Annotated in this window: 18 protein-coding genes; 7 read left to right on the top strand and 11 right to left on the bottom strand. The window is 52.0% G+C overall.

Annotated features, from left to right (window positions below):
* Window positions 1–32: 32 nt before the first annotated feature.
* From ACO0LM_RS05715 to ACO0LM_RS05705, 3 genes are all read right to left on the bottom strand, one after another.
* Window positions 33–824, bottom strand: coding sequence for a putative DNA-binding domain-containing protein (locus ACO0LM_RS05715; protein ID WP_423035100.1), 792 nt, complete (start codon window positions 822–824; stop codon window positions 33–35).
* A complete protein-coding gene (locus tag ACO0LM_RS05710) occupies window positions 821–1,735 on the bottom strand; it encodes a DUF692 domain-containing protein (protein WP_423035098.1) in 915 nt (304 codons plus the stop codon). The genes ACO0LM_RS05715 and ACO0LM_RS05710 overlap by 4 nt, the downstream gene beginning before the upstream one ends.
* 75 nt (window positions 1,736–1,810) lie before the next feature.
* Window positions 1,811–2,080: a hypothetical protein gene (locus ACO0LM_RS05705; RefSeq protein WP_422987652.1), complete on the bottom strand. Its 270-nt coding sequence runs from the start codon at window positions 2,078–2,080 to the stop codon at window positions 1,811–1,813.
* 1,003 nt (window positions 2,081–3,083) lie between these two features.
* On the opposite strand from ACO0LM_RS05705, the gene ACO0LM_RS05700 reads away from it, so the two are divergent.
* The 4 genes from ACO0LM_RS05700 to ACO0LM_RS05685 all read left to right on the top strand — a co-directional run bounded on the left by ACO0LM_RS05700 (window position 3,084) and on the right by ACO0LM_RS05685 (window position 9,913).
* Complete coding sequence (locus tag ACO0LM_RS05700; RefSeq protein WP_423035097.1) at window positions 3,084–5,396, top strand: TonB-dependent receptor domain-containing protein; 2,313 nt, start codon at window positions 3,084–3,086, stop codon at window positions 5,394–5,396.
* 211 nt (window positions 5,397–5,607) lie between these two features.
* Complete coding sequence (locus tag ACO0LM_RS05695) at window positions 5,608–7,572, top strand: alpha-amylase family glycosyl hydrolase (protein WP_423035095.1); 1,965 nt, start codon at window positions 5,608–5,610, stop codon at window positions 7,570–7,572.
* Window positions 7,569–8,567: a PfkB family carbohydrate kinase gene (locus tag ACO0LM_RS05690; protein ID WP_423035093.1), complete on the top strand. Its 999-nt coding sequence runs from the start codon at window positions 7,569–7,571 to the stop codon at window positions 8,565–8,567. The genes ACO0LM_RS05695 and ACO0LM_RS05690 overlap by 4 nt, the downstream gene beginning before the upstream one ends.
* On the top strand, window positions 8,564–9,913 hold the full coding sequence (locus ACO0LM_RS05685; protein WP_423035091.1) for an MFS transporter: 1,350 nt from the start codon (window positions 8,564–8,566) through the stop codon (window positions 9,911–9,913). The genes ACO0LM_RS05690 and ACO0LM_RS05685 overlap by 4 nt, the downstream gene beginning before the upstream one ends.
* Here the strand turns inward: ACO0LM_RS05685 and soxB are convergent.
* The gene (soxB, locus tag ACO0LM_RS05680; protein WP_423035266.1) at window positions 9,910–11,628 is read right to left on the bottom strand and encodes a thiosulfohydrolase SoxB; all 1,719 of its coding nucleotides are present in this window, start codon (window positions 11,626–11,628) and stop codon (window positions 9,910–9,912) included. The two genes, ACO0LM_RS05685 and soxB, sit on opposite strands and share 4 nt — an antisense overlap.
* 44 nt (window positions 11,629–11,672) lie before the next feature.
* Here soxB and ACO0LM_RS05675 point away from each other — a divergent pair, with 44 nt between their 5' ends.
* Window positions 11,673–11,810 (top strand): hypothetical protein, encoded by a 138-nt coding sequence (locus ACO0LM_RS05675; RefSeq protein ID WP_423035089.1) that lies wholly within the window; start codon window positions 11,673–11,675, stop codon window positions 11,808–11,810.
* A 702-nt stretch (window positions 11,811–12,512) separates the two neighbouring features.
* Here ACO0LM_RS05675 and soxX read toward each other — a convergent pair.
* The 6 genes from soxX to soxC all read right to left on the bottom strand — a co-directional run bounded on the left by soxX (window position 12,513) and on the right by soxC (window position 17,542).
* Complete coding sequence (gene soxX, locus ACO0LM_RS05670; protein WP_423035264.1) at window positions 12,513–13,082, bottom strand: sulfur oxidation c-type cytochrome SoxX; 570 nt, start codon at window positions 13,080–13,082, stop codon at window positions 12,513–12,515.
* Window positions 13,083–13,153: 71 nt separating this feature from the next.
* A complete protein-coding gene (soxA, locus tag ACO0LM_RS05665; protein WP_423035087.1) occupies window positions 13,154–13,987 on the bottom strand; it encodes a sulfur oxidation c-type cytochrome SoxA in 834 nt (277 codons plus the stop codon).
* A gap of 12 nt (window positions 13,988–13,999) precedes the next feature.
* Complete coding sequence (gene soxZ / locus ACO0LM_RS05660; RefSeq protein WP_422983165.1) at window positions 14,000–14,311, bottom strand: thiosulfate oxidation carrier complex protein SoxZ; 312 nt, start codon at window positions 14,309–14,311, stop codon at window positions 14,000–14,002.
* Window positions 14,312–14,555: 244 nt separating this feature from the next.
* Window positions 14,556–15,044, bottom strand: a complete 489-nt coding sequence (gene soxY, locus ACO0LM_RS05655; protein WP_423035085.1) for a thiosulfate oxidation carrier protein SoxY — start codon at window positions 15,042–15,044, stop codon at window positions 14,556–14,558.
* Window positions 15,045–15,162: 118 nt separating this feature from the next.
* The gene (locus ACO0LM_RS05650; protein ID WP_423035083.1) at window positions 15,163–16,194 is read right to left on the bottom strand and encodes a c-type cytochrome; all 1,032 of its coding nucleotides are present in this window, start codon (window positions 16,192–16,194) and stop codon (window positions 15,163–15,165) included.
* Window positions 16,178–17,542, bottom strand: a complete 1,365-nt coding sequence (gene soxC / locus ACO0LM_RS05645; protein WP_423035081.1) for a sulfite dehydrogenase — start codon at window positions 17,540–17,542, stop codon at window positions 16,178–16,180. The genes ACO0LM_RS05650 and soxC overlap by 17 nt, the downstream gene beginning before the upstream one ends.
* Window positions 17,543–17,946: 404 nt before the next feature.
* On the opposite strand from soxC, the gene ACO0LM_RS05640 reads away from it, so the two are divergent.
* Window positions 17,947–18,435 (top strand): rhomboid family intramembrane serine protease, encoded by a 489-nt coding sequence (locus tag ACO0LM_RS05640; protein WP_423035079.1) that lies wholly within the window; start codon window positions 17,947–17,949, stop codon window positions 18,433–18,435.
* A 12-nt stretch (window positions 18,436–18,447) separates the two neighbouring features.
* Here the strand turns inward: ACO0LM_RS05640 and ACO0LM_RS05635 are convergent, their stop codons facing one another.
* Window positions 18,448–19,332, bottom strand: coding sequence for a LysR family transcriptional regulator (locus ACO0LM_RS05635; protein ID WP_423035077.1), 885 nt, complete (start codon window positions 19,330–19,332; stop codon window positions 18,448–18,450).
* A 164-nt stretch (window positions 19,333–19,496) separates the two neighbouring features.
* Here ACO0LM_RS05635 and ACO0LM_RS05630 point away from each other — a divergent pair, with 164 nt between their 5' ends.
* Window positions 19,497–20,096 carry a short chain dehydrogenase gene (locus ACO0LM_RS05630; protein WP_423035075.1) on the top strand — a complete coding sequence of 200 codons (600 nt, stop codon included), beginning with the start codon at window positions 19,497–19,499 and terminating at the stop codon, window positions 20,094–20,096.
* The last annotated feature ends 196 nt before the right edge of the window (window positions 20,097–20,292 follow it).

Below are 20,292 nucleotides of genomic sequence, written 5' to 3'. Positions count from 1 at the left end.
TGCCTTGTGACTGTCCATCCTGCGGCGCGGACTTATTCTTGCACCACCTCTGCCAGCATTTCATCCACTACCCAGGTATGCAGCCAGCCACCAATATCGTTTTGTAGCTGTGGATTATTTTCGGCGGCACGTTCACATACATCAGCAAAACGCTGGCCTTGTCCCAGTTGGCGCAGAGCTTCAGTCTCTTCAGTGACCAGGGATCTGAAATGCGCCTGTAATTGCTTACGCCAAACCACCCAGGTCACAGCCACGTCTGTGGAAACCGGCTCTGGTGGTGATTTGTCTTCGTTCAATGCCAGCCATATGGCAACACTATTCCAGTGCATATCGATGAATTGCAATGAGCTGCTGGTGCGCAAGCCCACGGTTTCCCAATCACTGACCTTACCCAAATCAGTCAGTTGGAGGATGGCATGATCCGGGGCATCAAAAGCACACCCCAGTGTCCATTCAAACTGTGCCAGTTCAGCCACTTGCGGATGTTCAGGAAACTGCTGACGCAACAAAGCGGCAAACTGCTCACCAAACCAGCGCAAATTGCGATAGGTAGAAGGATGGGCATCTATATAGGCAGCGCAAGCCTGGTAAAACAGATCGTCCCCCAGATAGCTATGGGTTTTTCCATAAGCTTCTGACAAAGCATCGCGCAGGCGCAGGCGATACGCCTGGTAGTAAATATCAAGACGGGCATCATGGCCCAGGCCAGGTGTAACGGCCAGGTGCACATGCATGCTGGCAGCATCACGCTGGCCCAGGATAAATTCCTGGAAAGCCGTTTGCAGCGCCTGGGTGTCGTGGGTGTCGTGGATAAGCTTCATCATCGAACGTCTTCTTCGGCAACTTCGGAAACTTCAATAGCTTTGGCAGTTTTGGCAGGAAGCGCTCTGCCAGCGCAGACACTGGCGCTGATGGCACGTGCCTGGTCCAGTTCAGCCACCAGTTCTGCCAGCGGCGGCATATTATCGTCGCGCTCTATCATGCTGGCGACCGCACCAAATCGGTGTATCGCCTGTGCATATAAATCCCATACGGGATCGGCCACTGGCTGATCATGGGTATCAACAATATGCGTACCATGATCACTATGACCGGCCAGATGTATTTGCTGCACACGGTGTAGAGGGATGCCGCGCAGGTAGTCGCCGGCATCAAAACCATGGTTGATACTGCTGACGTAGATATTGTTCACATCCAGCAAGATCATGCTGTCAGCCTGTTCGGCAATGGCGGCAACAAATTCCCATTCTGGCATGCTGTCACTACTGTATTGCAGGTAGCTGGATACATTTTCCAGCACCAGCCTGCGGCCCAGTACGTCTTGCACCCGGCGCACGTTATTCACCACCAGCTTGATGGTTTCTTCGTTGTAGGGCAAGGGGAACAGGTCATGCATGTTCTTGCCATGCACACCAGTCCAGCAAATATGATCGGATACCCACATCGGTGCTACCCGGTTCATTAAATTCTTCAGGTCACGCAAATACTCTGGTGTCGGGCCTTGCGGCGACCCTATCGACATCGATACGCCATGCATGACCACTGGATAATCAGCACGAATGGCATCGAGCATAGCCAATGGTTTGCCACCGGGCACCATATAATTTTCAGACAGGATTTCAAACCAGTCCACTGCCGGCTTGTCTGCCAGTATGGATAGATAATGGTCGGTACGCAGCCCCAGGCCAAAACCGGCAAAAGCAGCAGCACTGGCGGGTGTGGTTGAGATCGTCATAGGAATCTGCAAGTAAAACAGGGAAGGACAATGCGTTAATCACCTGATTAACGCATTGCGTCAAGCCATCAGGATTTATTTATCCAGATCAATGATCTTGCCGCCTTTGGCCAGGCACTGGCCTGCTGTCGTACCAACAAAGCCATGGCCTTTGCATGAGTTTTGGCCCTTGCAAGCGTTTTCTGCTGTTTTGCAATCGCTGGTACCTTTGCAGCTATTGATGCCAGAGCAGTGGATCTTGTCACCCGCGCTCAAGCTGCTGGTAGCAGCAATGGCGTAGCCAGACAAAGCCATAGTGGCAGCGGCAGCAGCGATCAGGGCACCGGTTTGGATAGATTTTTTCATGGTTTTTCTCCGTTCATTTAAGTAATTGATTAAGTAATTGAAAGTGGTTACATCAAGGATAAAGTTCTTCACTTGCCTGGCAAGCCAGCATCAACAAGCAGAACTCCACCATCAGTCGGGCCAATTTAAGATTACTTACACTTCCGGAAAAAATAATTTCAACTTTTTTTATTTCGTCAATTTGCTACTGCCATCACCCCATATAGGAATCTGCCAGTCGCCCCCGGTACAAGGCCGCTACCAGATCCGACCGAGTCACTATGTCGGCGTAAAGCACAAACATTTTCATTTGCGTGCTGTACAAACCATCTTCGCACAATCAAGACCACTCTCTAACTGGTAATGTCAGAATTAAAAAGCACTGCTTGTTGTATACCAGTCCGGTGATGCTAGCCCCTGTTAAATTACAACCGATTGCATAATATGAATTCATGACTGAAGCATTCCTACAAAAATCCATCAAAAAACTCATGCCTATCGTTTGTGCATCGCAGTAATTGCAATGGAAAAGATATCTCCTGTTGCAGCAAAAATACACTTGATCAGCATGGGAATGCGTTCGCCTCTGGTCACTATTTACTGCATCCATTTAAGACGGGCCTTCATAGTACGCAATCCTTTGCGTTGGCAAAGCACATCATTATCTGCCTGGCACTTCAAATTTCCCATCAAGAAACATTGCAGTCATTTATTGCAGCGCGCCTTTGCAATCGATTGCAAAGAATGGCTATTTGCCCGATAATTCTCTTCACCTGCACTACAAAAGATCTTCAACAGCGTTTGCCTTGGCAAACCAGGGATCGCAAAAAAGCGCCATAGAGTACGACGGCTGATATCCATCTGAATCAGCCCGAACGTCCAAGAGCGCGGCGAAAATTGTTGGAGGTCTTTTGTGACGACACAGCCCGCACGCCAACCGGCGCGGTGCTGATGATCAGGCAAAACATGGCAGGTACAGCGCAACGCTGTACGGCCTCACAAAATGATGAAAGCGGAGACAGCAATGAAATCATCACATATCAAGATGACGCGTATGGCCAGCGTCATTTCCCTGGCATTACTACAAATGAATACCGTGTGGGCACAAGATATAGCACCTGCACAAGACAAGGAAAAAAATTCCCTGAACCTGAATTCCGTCATCGTGACGGGCACACCTACAGGCACATCGAAGATGAAGGCCAGTGTATCCATCAGTACCCTGGATGCGGACCAGATCGCGCAATCGGCACCGACCAATGCGGCTGAAATTTTGCGTGCCATTCCCGGTGTGCGTTCTGAATCATCGGGTGGTGAAGGCAATGCCAATCTGACGGAGCGCGGTGTGCCTATCTCTGCCGGTGGTGCGCGTTATGTGCAGTTCCAGGAAGATGGCTTGCCGCTGCTGCAATTCGGCGATATCGCCTTTGTCACGCCAGACATGTATCTGCGTGCCGACGGTAGCCTCAGCCATCTGGAAGTGGTACGTGGTGGTACGGCATCCACCATGGCCACCAATTCGCCAGGCGGCATCATCAACTTCATCAGCAAGAACGGCAAAGAAACCGGTGGCAGCATAGGCATCAGCAAGGGTGTCGATTTTAGCCAGACCCGCTTTGATTTTGATTATGGCGCTGCTTTGTCTAACAAGACCCGCATTTTCGTGGCCGGCTTTTACCGCAATGGCGATAGCTCCCGCCCTGCCGGTGTCACTGCGGAAGATGGCGGTCAACTGCGTGCAAATATCACGCAAGAACTGGACAACGGCTATCTGCGTCTGAGCATCAAACATCTGGATGACAAGACGCCTATGAATATGCCGGTACCAGTCCGTACAGTGAATGGCAATATCTCTGAATTACCTGGCATAGACCCGCGCACTGCCAGTTTTTATTCACCTTACTGGACGCGTGATATTGTCCTGGACAGTAATAATAATAAAATCTCGACCAATGTGAATGATGGCCTGCATGTCGTCAATAATGCCTTTGGTGCCGAAGCATCCCTGAAAATTGCCGATGGCTGGACGCTGGATGAAAAATTCCGCAAATCCACCAATACCGGCCGCTTCATTTCCATCTTCCCGGCTGATGCAAGTGTCAGCGGCAAGGCCGCAACGAATATGAGCTACGCCACCGGCCCCAATGCGGGCAAGGCCTACACTGGTGCAGCGTTTACTGCCACCGTATTCAATACCTCGATTGATGATCTGGGCAGCACCGTCAATGACATCAAGTTGTCCAAGGTATTTGAAACCAGCAGCGGTAAATTTGCTACCACTGTAGGCTGGTATTCATCACTGCAAAACCTGGGCGTGACCTGGAACTTTAATCAATACCTGATGCAGGCTAGCGGCGACCAGCCTGCCCTGCTTAATTCAAACGGCACTATCGCCGGTTCACCTGGTTTGCTGGCACAAGGTACCGACGTATTTGGCGGCTGCTGCAACCGCAATATCGATGCGCAATATAAAACCAATGCCGCCTACGTCAACCTGGGCTGGGAAAGTGGCAACTGGAACCTGGATGGCAGCCTGCGCTATGACAAGCAAGACGCCAGCGGCACCTTCAACCAGGCCGTCAACCAAAGATACCTTGCTGCCAATACCAGGTTCATCAACTATGGCGTCAACCATACATCGTACTCTGCCGGTGCCAACTATCGCGTGACCAAGGATATTGCAGTGTTCGCCCGCATCAGTGAAGGTATCGCTTTCAACGCCGACCGCATCATGTTTGGCAATCCACTTGACGGCACTACACCGATCAGCACGAATATTGTCAAGCAAACCGAAGCAGGCGTGAAATGGAAAGCCGGCAACTTCAGCAGCTTTGTGACCCTGTTCCAGGCCAAGACAGCAGAATCGAATTTTGAAGCAACAACCCAAAAATTCACGGCCAATAACTATGATGCCAAGGGTGTAGAGATTGAATCTAGCTATCGCTACGATGCCTTCCGTGTGACTGGTGGCCTGACCTATACCAATGCCAGCATCACTGCGGCCAATGACAAGTCAGTCATCGGCAAGACCCCGCGTCGCCAGGCCAGTTACACCTATCAAATAGCACCCACCTACACCATGGGCAATGCCGTCTTCGGCGCCAGCCTGATAGGTACCAGCAAATCTTACGGTGACGACGCCAACACCCTGATTTTGCCTTCCTTCCATGTCCTGAACACCTTCGTCAATTACAGTATCAACGACCAGATTCAACTGTCGTTGAGCATCAATAACCTGACGAACAACATAGGCTACACCGAAGTGGAAGGCGACGGACACGCGGCCAGGTCCATCAATGGCAGAAGTATCAGAGCATCGTTGAAGTACAGTTTTTAATTGTCACGTTGGGGCGCAGCGAACATCGTCGCCCCCGTGCCTAGGGAACGTGGGGGATCATAGCGCAACATCAGTTTGAGTTGAGAGGCGCAGTAGTTCCCTCCACGCTTCCAGAACAAGTCCCTGGTAGCACTTGGGCTCCCTTTACATCTCCAATATGTAGAGGGAGCCATTTTCTCCTTATCTGTTTTTCTAAGGCCCAGCCTGCATCATGTCAGTACCGTTCACTACCGACCGTTTTTTAGCAAGCCTGCTCGCCGGCATGTCACCCACTATGCCATCCGGCATGCGCGAGCGCGTCAGCAACAGATTTCAGCAACACTTCCCTGTCCTGTATCAAGACCTGCAACACCTGTATGCAAAAAAATTCGCCGATGAGCATGCGTTTGCATTGTGGCTGATGGACCTGCTTTGCATGGCAGGCAACAGCATTGCCCAGCGCCCCGCCCTATTGCTGGAGCTGGATCAGCAAAGAAGTGAAGACAGAGAATGGTTCACCAAAGAAAACATGCTCGGCTATTGCTGTTATGTCGACCGTTTTGCTGGTGACTTGAAAGGGGTGCAACAACGTATCCCGCACTTGCAGGAACTGGGAGTGACCTATCTGCATCTGTTGCCGTTTTTGAAGGCGCGGGCTGGTGAAAATGACGGCGGCTTTGCGGTAGCCGATTTTGATGCAATAGAACCCCGTTTCGGCACCATGCAGGACCTGGAACAGACCTGTGATGCCTTGCGAAAAGCAGGCATCAGCCTGTGTTCTGATTTTATACTCAACCATGTGGCCGATGATCACCCGTGGGCCATCGCGGCAAAAAATGGTGACGCCCGCTATCGCGATTATTTTTATCATTACCCTGATCGCAGCGAACCAGATGCCTTTGAAAAACATCTGGGCCAGGTCTTTCCTCAGGTAGCCCCTGGCAATTTCAGCTACGTACTCGACATACAGGCCTGGGTCTGGACTACCTTCTACCCATATCAATGGGATCTCAATTATCGTAACCCGGCCGTGTTTGCCGATATGACCGCCGCCCTGTTGCGTCTGGCTAACCGCGGAGTCGAGGCCTTCCGCCTGGATTCAACTGCATTCCTGTGGAAACGTGCCGGCACCAAATGCATGAACCAGCCGGAAGCCCATCAAATCCTGCAAGCCTTGCGCAGCCTGGTAGACATCGCCGCACCTGGCGTATTGCTGAAAGCCGAAGCCATCGTCGAAACCAGTGATTTGCCCGCCTACCTCGGCAGCAACGACGAGACGCGAATTATTAAGGAATGCCACCTGGCCTATCATAGCAGCCTGATGGCAGCATCCTGGGTAGCGCTGGCAGAACAAGATACCAGTCTGATACGCCATGTAGTTGCCGCCACACCCGCGTTGCCAGAACAAAGCAGCTGGCTGACTTATGTACGCTGTCACGACGATATAGGCTGGAATGTATTACGACCGGAAGCCTGCCTTGAAGCCGAAGATGTGCAACAAAGACTGGCCCGGGTATCACGTTTTTACAGCGGTGAAGACAGTTATGCGCGTGGCCAGAGTTTCCAGGCCACTGACCCAGGCGCCGTGCATGGAACAGTCGGTATGGCATCAGCATTAACTGGTTTTACCAGCGCACAAACCGCTGAAGAAAAATATCTGGCCAGGCAACGCCTGTTGCTGTTGTATGGCCTCAGTTTTTGCTTTGGTGGCATGCCCCTGATTTACATGGGGGATGAACTGGCGCAGGAAAATGATGCAGCCTATCAGCACATCACTGCACAGGCAGTCGACAGTCGCTGGTTGCACAGACCAGCCTGGGATGAAAACCTGTATCAACAGCGGCATGACAGCCTCAGTCATACCGCAGCCGTATTCGACGCCCTGTGTCATATGTTGCATGTACGCAGGCAATTGCTGCAGCTAGCTGCAGCGACCCCACGTCAGTTGCTAACGCCTGCATCGCCTGCCGTGCTGGCATTCATGCGCGGTTCGACGAAGCAGCCTTTGCTGTATCTGGCAAATTTTTCAGAAAACAATGTCAGTATTGATATCAATGCACTGCTGGCAGGCTATGATATTCCTGCGCAGGCATGGTTGAATCAATTGGACAGACTCGATGCCGGTACATGTGTGACTTTGACGGCGTATGCGCAATTATGGCTGACACAGAAGAATAATCCGGGAGCAAAGGCATGACCAGTAGACCCATCGTCATTTTTGGCGAAACCCTGATCGATGACTTTCCCGATCAGCCTGTCGTTGGCGGTGCCCCCTTCAACGTCGCCCGCACGCTAGGCTATTTTGAGTGCGCTCCTTTGATGATTTCACGCGTAGGCAATGACCCGACAGCCGCACTGATACGCGCCGACATGCAAGGCTTCAAACTGGCGACATCAGGCTTGCAGACCGACCCGCAGCATCCTACAGGTCGCGTCAAAGTCACCCAGGAAGATCACAATAACAAAGCCACGCATCACTTTGAAATACTGAACAACCAGGCTTACGATCATATCGACGCACAGACTGCCGTCCTGGCCATGCAGCAAACCTGTCCATTACACCACCAGGGTATTTTTTACTTTGGCACGCTGGCGCAAAGACACGCCACGTCGCGCGCAGCGCTGTATAGCCTGCTACAACAAACCCGTGCCGTCAAATACCTGGACCTGAATTTACGTGCCATGCAATATAGTCTGACAAGCATAGAACAGTCGCTGCAATGTGCCGACATACTCAAACTGAATGAAGAAGAATTGCAGATACTGGCAGAAATTTACCTGAACAAGATCAGGCCGGATGCCAATCACCAGCCTGACGACACCAAATTACAAGTACACGCCTCAGCGCTGATCAAGTTGTTTGACCTGCAAGCCATCCTGATCACGCTGGGTGAACACGGCTATGCGTATCTGGACAAGGCCGGACTTTACCTGCGCAGTGCGACAGAACCACCCCAGGTACAGATCGTTGATACCGTTGGTGCTGGCGATGCTTTCTCTGCCATCTTCTTGCTTGGATTGCAGCGCGACTGGCCGCTGGCCATCAGCCTGCAGCGTGCCCATGAATTTGCAACAGGTATTTGCGGTGTACGGGGGGCGGTTGCCAGTGATATGGCGTTCTACGCACGATGGCAACAACGCTGGAGTGCAGAAACCCCGGCCATCACCAATCACAGCGGAGCTGGCAAATGAATTCAAGCACCGCGAATATCCAGCAGAGCGTAAGTAAACCGCGCCTGTCATTCTGGCAAATCATCAACATGAACTTTGGCTTCTTTGGCATACAGTTCAGCTTTGGTCTGCAGCAAAGCAGTATGAGTCCCATCTATGCCTACCTGGGTGCAGATGAAGCCAGCCTGCCCTATTTGTGGCTGGCCGGGCCAGTTACGGGTTTGCTGGTACAACCGCTGATCGGTGCCATGAGTGATCGTACCATCAGCCGCTGGGGCCGTCGCACGCCTTACTTCCTGATCGGTGCCATCCTCTGCAGTCTGGGTCTGTTGCTCATGCCCTTTAGTTCTACACTATGGATGGCAGCCGGTTTGCTGTGGATACTTGATGCGGCCAACAATGTGACCATGGAGCCGTATCGCGCCTTCGTCAGCGACAAACTTGATGCCAGCCAGCACTCAGTCGGTTTCCTGACGCAAAGCGCCTTCACCGGTCTGGGGCAAACTCTGGCTTACCTGACGCCGTCGATACTGGTGGTAGCGGGCATGAACAGCAACAACGTCAACAGCCATCATATTCCCCATATCGTCATCGCCGCTTTTGTTACCGGCGCGGTGTTTTCGATTGCCTCCATCTTGTGGACCTTGAAAACCTCGCCAGAAATTCCTTTGACGCCAGATCAACTGGCGCAGATCAAAAAGCAAGCCACAGGCTGGCGCGCCACCCTGGCCGAGATCGGTCTGGCGATCAGGGAAATGCCACCCACCATGCGTCAACTTGCCCTGGTCAAACTGTTCCAGTGGTATGCCATGTTTTGCTACTGGCAGTACATCATGCTGTCACTGGGCCGTACCCTATTTGGTACCAGTGATCCCAGTTCAGTCGGCTTCAGAGACGCGGGATTATTGAACGGGCAAATAGGGGCGTTCTATAACTTCATCGCCTTCATCGCAGCCTTTGCCCTGGTACCATTCACCCGCCGCTTTGGACCCAAGGTCAGCCATGCTGTCTGCCTGACGCTGGCAGGCTTGTGCATGATCAGCATACCGGCAATCCATAAGCCATCGCTGCTATTCATCCCCATGCTGGGGGTGGGCCTGGCCTGGGCCAGCATCATGGGCAACCCTTACATCATGCTGGCAGGCAGCATACCGGCAGAACGCACCGGTGTGTACATGGGTATCTTCAATATGTTCATTGTCATTCCCATGATCATACAAATTTTTACACTACCGCTGTATTACCATGCCTGGCTGGGTGGCAACCCTGAAAACGTCATACGGCTGGCTGGTGTTTTGCTGATTTGTGCGGCAATGGCCGTGAGCATCGTCAAACTGTCAACGAAGTCGCTATCCAATACGGATTAAACCAGACCAGGATTACCCGCAACACCTATCAGTCGGGGTGTATTCAGCTTACGCGGGCTGATTTTTTTGTGGGTGCGCAGCCATTGCGCCACAACATCCCACACGGGTTCACCTTTGTCTCCTTTTGCACCTTCGGCCACCGGTGCCCAGCCAGCCACCTTGTAAGCTTTGCCATCCGTCAATGGCTGGCCGTTCAGGCGCATATCCTGTATGCGCTTGCCCATGCCGGCTGCCGGCTCTATGGCATACGTCAAGCCACCAACGCGTACCATGTCACCACCCTGCTGGTAATACGGATCAGGATTAAACAGGTTGTCGGCCACATCTTCCAGCACGGTCTTGATAGCGGCACCGCTCATTTCTGTCATGGTGGTATGTGAATAGGTGGTGGCAGTCTGGTCCATCAGATGTTCCATGGTGATGGCGCTGTTTGGCAGCAGCGATGTACCCCAGCGGAAGCCGGGGGAGAAGGCGATTTCTGCACCTTTGACTTCCATCAGCGCATCGACGATCAGTTGATCGAAACTGCCATTGAAATTACCACGGCGGTACAGCGTACCTTCTGTCATCGCCAGTTTCTCACCCAGTTTGGCCGCATACGGGGCACGCACTTTCTGTATCAGTGCCTGCATCTCTGCATCCGCTGGCAAGAAGTTGGCGAACACGGGTAACAGGCGATACTGGAAACCCTGTATGCGCCCTTCTTTCACATCAAAATCCAGCACGCCGAGAAACTTGCTATTGCTGCCCGCATTCGTCACCAGGGTCTTGCCACCACCGTTTTCAACGATGACCGGTGCAGGCATGCCGTCATGCGTGTGGCCGCCAAGGATGGCGTCAATACCGCGCACACGTGTCGCCATTTTAAGATCCACGTCCATGCCATTATGTGACAGGAGCACGACGACCTTCGCCCCCTTGGCGCGTGCCGCATCGACAGTCTTTTGCATATTTTCTTCCTGTATGCCAAAACTCCACTCCGGCACCATATAGCGCGGGTTGGCGATAGGTGTGTACGGGAAAGCCTGGCCAATGATGGCGACTGGCACACCATTCATCTCTTTCATGACAAAGGCTTCAAACACAGGGTCACCAAAGTCGGTGGTCTGGATATTTTGCGCAACAAAATCGACCTTACCCTTGAAATCATTTTCGACGATATGCTTGACGCGCTTGTCACCCAGGGTCATTTCCCAGTGTGCCGTCATGACATTCACCCCCATCTGCAAACAGGCATCGACCATATCCTGCCCCTGCGTCCACAGCGCTGTAGCCGAACCTTGCCAGGTATCACCGCCGTCGAGCAAGAGTGCGCCGGGCCGGTTGCCCTTGATGCGTTTGATCAATGTCGTCAAATGCGCAAAGCCACCAACCTTGCCATAGGTCGCTGCCGCCTGTTCAAAGTTCAGGCAGCTAAACGCATGCGCTTCTGGTGTATTCGCTTTGATGCCAAATTGCCTGAGCAAATGTTCACCCACCAGATGTGGGCTTTTACCGAAAGCCGCAGCTATACCAAGATTGACACTGGGCTCGCGGAAGTACAGCGGCAACAACTGCGCATGACAATCAGTGAAGTGCATCAGATGGACATTGCCAAAGCGCGGCAGATCGTACAGTTTATCCGCAGCAGGATTCGCCAAGGCCGCCTGCGCATCAATCTGCATGCCGCCAGCGGCAGCAATGGCCATTACCTGTAAAAAATCACGACGATTCAGACCCATGATGTTTTTGCTTTCTGTTTTTGATGGTGTGGTTTTTGATGTGGATTTTGACCTTGGGGTCTGCTGCTGGTTTTGACCTTATTTTTGTTCTTGAAGCTGCTTTTGTTCTTGATGCTGCTTTTGACGTTGCTGTTGTCTTTGACTTTAATCCGCTTGGGACGAAGCCATTTGTGTAGTGCAGAAAATGGAATAAGAAGGGCCGATGTCTGAGCGAAGCGAGTTTCGGACCTTCCCATTTTTTGCACTACATAAATGGGCACTCCCGCAGGGAGCGAGTCTGCGGTCGCCTTTCTTTGATTCCGTTCTTTGGCGAAGCAAAGAAAGGAATTCGGCCGCCGGGCCGAGACCCGGCTTGTGCCTACGAAGGACAATCGCTTTGATAACAACTCAAGTATGCAAAAAACGCCGCTGGTCTCCAGCCTACGCTCACTACTGTCCGGAATAATTATCTTGACTAGTTCTGAGCCTCAAGAGCTCGGCACCGTTGTAGCAATTTCTCTTCATCAAAGACTTAATTTTCAAACTAATATTTCTTTGCCAAAAACTACCTTCTAAGCCCTTCCCCTTCAAGGGATGATGTCGGAGTTTCACAAAGCATGCTTTGTGCCGACAGAATCTAAGCAGCTTGCAAGCTGAGCAGTGGACAGGTGGGACGGGGAGGGGTTTCCGACGTAAATTCATCTATCGTTAATCGGCCGAAACCCATCCCCACCCTAACCCTCCCCTTGAAAGGGAGGGGATTTCCTGGTCATTTTTTGTCAAGAACATTATTCCGAACACCCGTTAGCCTTCGCTGGAGCGACGTAATTCAGGTCAGAGTGACGTTAAAAAACCCAGGCTTCCAACGCAGTCAAGCCAGGCCGACGACGCTAAACCGCTCACTTATTCACCGGCGACTCCACATCCAGCAACAACGCCATCACATCCTTCAACTGCGCCTCAGTCAACACCCCGTTATGCCCAAACCGTGGCATCCTGGAACAAGCGCTATACGCTTGCGCGTTATAAATTTTGCCCCAGGTGTATTTCACTACCTCTGGACTACTGCCACGTGTTTTGCCATATTGGTAAAGCGATGGCCCGATATTGCCGAAAGAAATTTCCTTCTTGCTCATCTGATGGCAGGCATAGCAATTGCCGCCATTGACCGAACCCATGGCATCGGACGATTGCATACCACGGCCATTCTGGGCAATTTTTTCACCGTTCTTCCAGTCGCCCATATACTGACCGTCAGCCGGATATTTGACAGAAGCCAGTTGGGCCTGTTCCAGTTTTTTTGCCTGCTGGGGTTTTAAACCTTGCGGATTGGCGCTGCATAGTGCCTGGGCTTCATCTTGCTGCACCATGCGTTCCATGGTGGCAGGGCCTTTGGCTTTGAAGTCAGCCTTCATCATGTCCAGCGCGGCCTTGGCATAATCAGGTTCGGCAGCAAGAACCGGTGTCATACAACCAGCTGCCACCAGAAAGACACTGATACGGTGTAAGCGTAAATTTTTCATACGTAGTCCCTCAGCGTCTAGCGTTTTAAGGCAGGTGCATTCATGACCGCGCCATCGGCAGATTTTGCCAGGAACATGGTCAATGCAGTGATGGTGTCTGAAGCGTAATCAGGCACAGGGAAGCGCTGCTGGCGAAAGCAATCATTCAACCTGTGCTGCATGCTGCGGACTTCGCCTTGCGAAACACGGTAAGCAGGCCAGGTTGAATAGGCGGCCTGGGCATTTTCCTTGTTGTTCAGGTTAGGCAAGTCTTGCAGGCGTATGCGTTGGCCATCGGTAGAATGGCAAGATGCGCAAGCAAAATCATGGGAGCCGGCACGGTAATAAAAAATCTTTTTACCAATTTCATAGGCCTGCTTTTCTGCCGGATGTTTGGTACTGATAGCCAGTTTCATGCCACGCGATTCTGCCGTCAGAAAAGCAACCAGGGCTTCGATATCGGAAGGATTGCCAGCAGAGCCAAAAGGCGTCTTGCTGGCTTGCTCGCGCGTCAGGCCCTGCAAGTTGATACGACAATGCATGAGGCGTTGCTCAAGATCCATGACCTTGCTGGTGTCTTTAAAGTAACGCGGCAATTCTGCATACGCGCCCTTGGTTACGCCGGGGCCTTTACCGAGATCACATTGCTCCAGCGATTGCTGGTTCGGGCCCAGTTTTTTTTGCCAGAGTTCCTGCCCACGCATTTCCCATAATTCAGCCGGGTTGCCATCAGCCAGCATTTGCCGGTATTTGGCGATTTCATCGCTTGAGGATGGGGTGGCGGTCTGGGCCTGCGCAGACAACCATACAGAACATGCCAGCATGACACAAAGCGGCATACAGGACAGTGATTTGAGAGCAAGACGTGACATGGGGTTTCCTTATCAGCTTATGGCTGCTTCATCGCTACGCTGGTCACCTTTGCTATCTATCCAGGTTACCGACACTTTATCGCCCTTGACACCACCCTTGAACTTGAAGGACAGGAAAGGATCTTTGGAAACTGAAGGACCAAACTGCGCATCCAGCACCAGCTTGTCTTTCCATTTAGCTTGCAGGGTCTTGATAAAATGTGCAGGTACGACCTTACCTTCCAGGTCTTTACGCTGACCGGTTTCCATATCGTGACGCATCAGCACTTTTACTTCAACAACGTCGCCAGTAGCCACTGCCCGAATACGCATAGGATCGCCCATGATGTCTCCTTTTTTAATTGCCTGTAACAATACTTTGAATTTACAAACCCTACAATTTATTTACATCGCAATAGAGCCATGCCAAGTATTGCGAATGTCTACCGTGATGTAGATATCAGTCCGTGTCGATTTTTCAAAAACTCATTTATCGGGATGCAGAGCAAGGCGCAAAGCGCAGCAATACGTCGGTATTGCGAGCATTTGCAACGCAGCTATGTGCCCGAGAAATGGGTTTTTACAGGCATCACCCGCCACAGCCACCTAGAGTAACCTTAATCTCTTTCGAAGCCACCAGCCATTTACCATCTGCCTTCACCAGCGCATGCACATTCGATGTTTCGCCTACCTTGACGCGGGTGCTGACGGAGGCTTCTGTCCCTTCTGGAATAGTAAAAGCCGCTGACATGGCGTTCGGGTTTTTCTCTATCAGAATCGCGATGTAATCCGTATTGGCGGCTTTGCTGCTAACGCTGACTGGCACAACTGCACCGTTTTCGGCAATGTCTGGCGCGACGATAGCGATGTCTGCGCTGACAGCCGGGCTGCCTGCACCCAAGGCGGCAAACGCATCCTGCAGGCTCTTGGCTTCAAACGCCTTGGCTTGCCATTCGGCGGCAAATACATCAGATGGTTTCAGCAAGCCGGCGGCAAAGGCCAGGCCAAATATGGTGGAAATGCGTAAAAAATCACGGCGCTGCTGACCGTCATCATTGATCTTGATTGCCTGCTTCATTGCTGTCTCCTGAGTGAGCATTTACCTGATGATGCCATTTACTGATTTGAACCTGTTCTATATAGCTTAACGCGAATTCCTTCCGTCGACGTGACATACCTGCAAAATCCATGTTGAATTATTGTCGCAAAATCCAGTTCAGCATGGTCTTGATCTCGCCATCCTTGACCTGGCCTTGCGGTGGCATGGGAATATCACCCCAGGCACCGCTGCCACCGGCCTTGATTTTTTTGGTCAGAGTGGTTTCTGCGTTGGCGTCCGCTTTGTATTTTTCTGCAATCTGGGCAAAGCCGGGGCCGACAATTTTATCCTTAATACCATGGCAGGCAACACAGGCGTATTGCTTGACCAGTTTCAAACCTTCATCGGTGACAGGCAGGCTGACTTTGATGACGGCGGCCTTGTTCAGGTCCACACCCCGTACCGCACCGACCGTGCGATTTTGTTCGGCCGGGTTGCCATTGGCGCTACGCGCAAAGACCGGTAACTCAGAAGTGATTTTCACTTCCCTGATGCAGTCTTTCATGCAGGCTGCATTCTTCACATCGGGCTTGCCGGTGGTTTGCCATAGCCCATGCTGCTGGCTCATCCCCAGGCGGTTTGGCATGCGCTGTTGTACGTCGGCGATGTTTGCATCTGACATGACAAAGTCATCAGCGACAATGCCACCCAGGTTGAGTATATAAGCAGTCACTGCGTACACTTCATCCGTCGTCAGCGTCTTGGGGGCATTCCAGGGCATGGCGCGATTGATGTAATCCCATAGCGTGGAAACGGTTGCCACCTTCATCAGGGTAGTGCGCTGCGGCTGGCTATTGCCAGTCAATGCAGCGACCCGGCCATTCTTGACATCTTCCCTGGTGGTGCCGCCGACGACGGGGGTAAACACATGGTTCGATTCACCAAAGGTGCCATGGCAGGATGCACATTTGCCATCCCATACCTGTTGGCCCTGATCAACACTGCCACGCCCCTTGGGCAAACCTTTGAAGTCCGGCCGCACATCGATGTCCCAAGCCGCCACTTCTTTGGGTGTGGCAGCCCTGCCTATGCCGGAGTAGTTATCCGCACTGGCTGTCAGGCTGATGCCCGTAAGTACCAGTACACCTAAGGCTTTGCTCAGTATGCTCAACTCAGGCCACTTGTACATTGCTGACCTCGCCATCTTCGTTGATTTTCCAGGACTGGATGGCATTGTTGTGATAAATCGAACGAGTACCACGCACTGCGCGCAATTGCGCGATCTTGGGTTGTACATAACCAGTGTCATCCATCGCACGCGATTGCAGGATGGCCGGGGTACCATCCCAGTTCCAGTCGATATTGAAGCGGGTCAGGCATTTTCCTAGTACCGGCCCTTCCAGCCTGGCGGTACGCCAGCTACGACCACCATCAGCAGAGACATCCACGCGCTTGACCTTGCCACGTCCGGACCAAGCCAGGCCGGTGATATTGTGAAAACCTTTTTCCAGCAGCATTTGCCCGCCGGACGGTGTGGTGATAACCGACTTGCACTCTTGTACCGATGTATATTGTCTGTGCATGCCATCCGGTTGCAGATCGATATAGTGGATAGCCTCATCCTTGGTCGCCCACGGCTGGTCGCCAACTTCTATGCGGCGCAGCCATTTGACCCAGGACACGCCTTGCACACCTGGCACCACCAGGCGCAGCGGGTAACCATTTTCTGGTCGCAGCATTTCACCATTCATACCGTAAGCGACGATGACGTCATCCATGGCGCGGGCAATATCAATCGTGCGCGTCATGGCAGAACCATCACCCCCTTCTGCCAGCACAAATTTGGCTTTCTTGCGGTCTATGCCGCAATCATCCAGCAAGATTGACAAAGGCACGCCGGTAAATTCGCAACAGCTCAGCATGCCATGCGTGTACTGCATCGTGGGTACGGCGACATTGCCCCATTCGGTCGCGCTATTCGCGCCGCATTCTATGAAGTGCATGCGCGATACCGAGGGCAGGCGCATCAGGTCGTCCATGGTGTAAACCTTGGCTTCACGTACCAGACCGTTGATCATGAAACGATGCTGGACCGGGTCGATATCTATCCAGCCCTGATGGTGGCGTTCAAAATGCAGGCCACTGGGGGTAATGATGCCGAAGAAGCCTTGCAAGGGTGCAAATGAGACGGAAGCCTGCGATACCCGAGTCAAGCCGGGTGATTGCCGTCGTTGCAGATTGGTTTCGAATCTGGATGGCTGGCCATAAGCCTGCATGACGACAGGATTACCCAGTGACTTTGCATGTTCCTGCAAATTCAGTATCAGCGGGTCGCCATCACCTTCTGGCATGCTGCCCGGCCTGGCCATCGCCACACCAGATGCCAGTGCCGCCGTGGCAGCAGCGAAACTTTTTCGCAAAAAACCACGCCGTTCGTCATTCAAGCCATGTTCATTGATGGCTTGACGCAAAGGCGCATCCAGAAAATTTTCAGGCGCACGACGCAACAGACCAGATTTTTTGACTTGGATAGACATGAGGCTGAAACTTTCCAATGAGATACTTCGTTCATTCTGGTCAGTATGCTTTACCACACCAACCAGCATAAAGCTTTTTTAAGCACAGTTTTAGCGATTTGAATTTGATCAGGCACAAATAATACTATTTGCGCATATAATCAAATAAGGAAGAGAAAAAGGCAAACACTTTTTTTGGCGCAACGCACAAAGGCATCGACAAGTCAGCCGGATTGACCTACTCATGGTAAGTTCTGCTATCCAATTCAAGCTTGCCATCTCATTTAGGAATCTCTGATTAATTGAAACAGAAAAATATAGTCATCAGCTCACCCGTAGCAGTTTGTATCAGTAGTCTGATACTGATGGCTTGGGCCGTCTCTGCCTTATACTTCAAGCAATCTCTTTTTGCCTCGCAAAAGTCCTTGCGTCTACCTCAGCTTGGCGCGGCAACCGGCGAGCTATTTACAACGCATGAATGGTGGCGCTTGCTGGTGTCGCAATTTTTGCATGTACATTTCCTGCATATGCTGTTCAACACCACCTGCATCTTTGTATTGGCGAGCACCTTGGAACGCACACGTGGCTGGCGGCTGCTGGTCAGCCTCTATCTGATTGGCGGCCTTGCTGGCCAGGCTGCCAGTGTCTGGTATTACCCGGACCTGGTTACAGACGGTTCATCACAAGCTTTGATGGCCCTGTGCGCCGGGGTATTCATTTTACTGCCGCGCAATAAAATGGCATGGTTTGCAGGCCTGATAGTCGCCATACAGATTGCGCTCGATGTACATGCCATCGCAGGTATCAAAGCAGGCCATGTGCATGGTTTCGCCGCAGGATTATTGATCAGCCTGAGTAGTTTGCTTGCATCGCCAGACATAAACCGTCCTGCCATGCTGAATGAATCCACATGATCAGGCTATCGGTCACTTTGCATTCAATCCAAACCTGTCCAGCATGAATTCTACAAATGTAGAAAGCTTGGGGGTCGGCTGCCGGTCACGCGGATACAACAAATGCATGGGGCGTGGAGCGGGTAAGTAATCTTCCAGCAATGGCACCAGGCGACCGGCAGCGACTTCCGTAGCAAGCAGCAATTCTGATTGCATGACGATGCCAAAACCGGCCACGGCAGCACTTTTCAAGGCTTGACCATTGTTTGAGCGCAAGCGACTGACCGGAATGTCGTTTGCCTCCCCATCCAGGCGCCAACGCACATTTTTAGTCCAGTGCAAAAAATCCAGACACTCATGATTGACAAGTTCAGTTGGCTTACGCGGCATGCCCTTACGCTTCAAATAGGCAGGTGCAGCACAGATCATCATTTTGTATGGCTGCAAAGCACGCGCAATCAGTGATGAATCTTCCAGCGCCCCTATACGAATGGCTGCGTCGTAGCCATCTTCCACCAGGTCAACAACGCGATCATTCAAATCGAGATCGGCACGCATCTCCGGATATTGCGCCAGGTAATCAACCACAGCCGGGGCCAGCATTTCACCGCCAAAGCTGACTGGTGATGTGATTTTTAATAAGCCGCGTGCACCGCCACGCAATCTGGCAGCACCGGATTCTGCTTCCCGTATCTGTGCCAATATGGCCTTGCACTGATCCGCATATTGCGCGCCGAGTTCTGTCAGACTTTGGCGACGTGTGGTGCGGGCCAGCAAGCGTGCGGCAAGCAGGCCTTCCAAAAACTGGATGTGCTTACCCACCATGACAGGCGATATATCGCATTGTGCTGCGGCGGCCGTAAAACTGCCTGCGTCAACGACGGCAACGAAAACTTCCATGCTGCGCAGTTTATCCATAATCCTGATATGCCTCCATTGCTAACCAATGCTTATCAATATATGCATTTTTTGGGTATTTATCTACATTAAAAATCAGAAGATACTTAATTTCATGGCACAAGCCTACGTAAACAATTCAGCCTCGCCCACATGAATGGGCGTTAAATCGAAAGGGAGTCAGTATGAAACTCATCATTATCGGTGCCAACGGCACGGTAGGCAGCGCCATCAACAATGAACTGGGGAGCCGTCACGACATCATTTGCGTCGGCAAAACCAGTGGCGATATCCAGTTGGATATCAGCGACAGCGCACAAATACGTGCATTATTTGCCCGCACCGGCAAGGTCGACGGTGTAGTGGTGGCTGCCGGCAGCGTGCATTTTGCTGCATTGAACAATATCGAAGAACAGCATTTTCATATCGGTCTGAATAGCAAGCTCATGGGTCAGGTGAATGTCGCACAAATCGGCCAGCCCTATCTGCATGACGGTGGCTCCATCACCCTGACCAGTGGCGTCGTTGGCGAAGCACCGATACGCCATGGAGCCAGTGCCGCCATGGTGAATGGCGCACTGGAAGGTTTTGTCCGTGGGGCAGCCATAGAATTGCCACGCAGCTTGCGCATCAACATTGTCAGCCCCGGCTTGCTGGAAGAATCCGTTGCGGCACTGGGTAGTTTTTTCTATGGGTTTGAAGCAGTATCAGCGAAGCGCGTCGGCCTTGCCTATGCCCGGAGTGTGGAAGGCGCGCAGACCGGACAAGTGTATACCGTGCGCTGAGGTATCCATATTAGCGAACTGTAACTCGTTTCATAAATAGGACTTACGCAAAATTGTCCCAGCAAGGCTATCGCTTCCAGGAAACCTCCCTTGCAGGGGAGGTTCGTTACTTCGGCAGGCAACATGTTGCCTGAAACCCCGACTGCACCGTAGCGACGAAGACAGTATGAATAGTACCGAATCTTGCTAAATGCGG

The sequence above is a fragment of the Undibacterium sp. Di26W genome (assembly GCF_049340265.1).
Taxonomy (GTDB): Bacteria; Pseudomonadota; Gammaproteobacteria; order Burkholderiales; family Burkholderiaceae_D; genus Undibacterium.
This window is presented reverse-complemented; position numbering and strand designations above follow the sequence as displayed.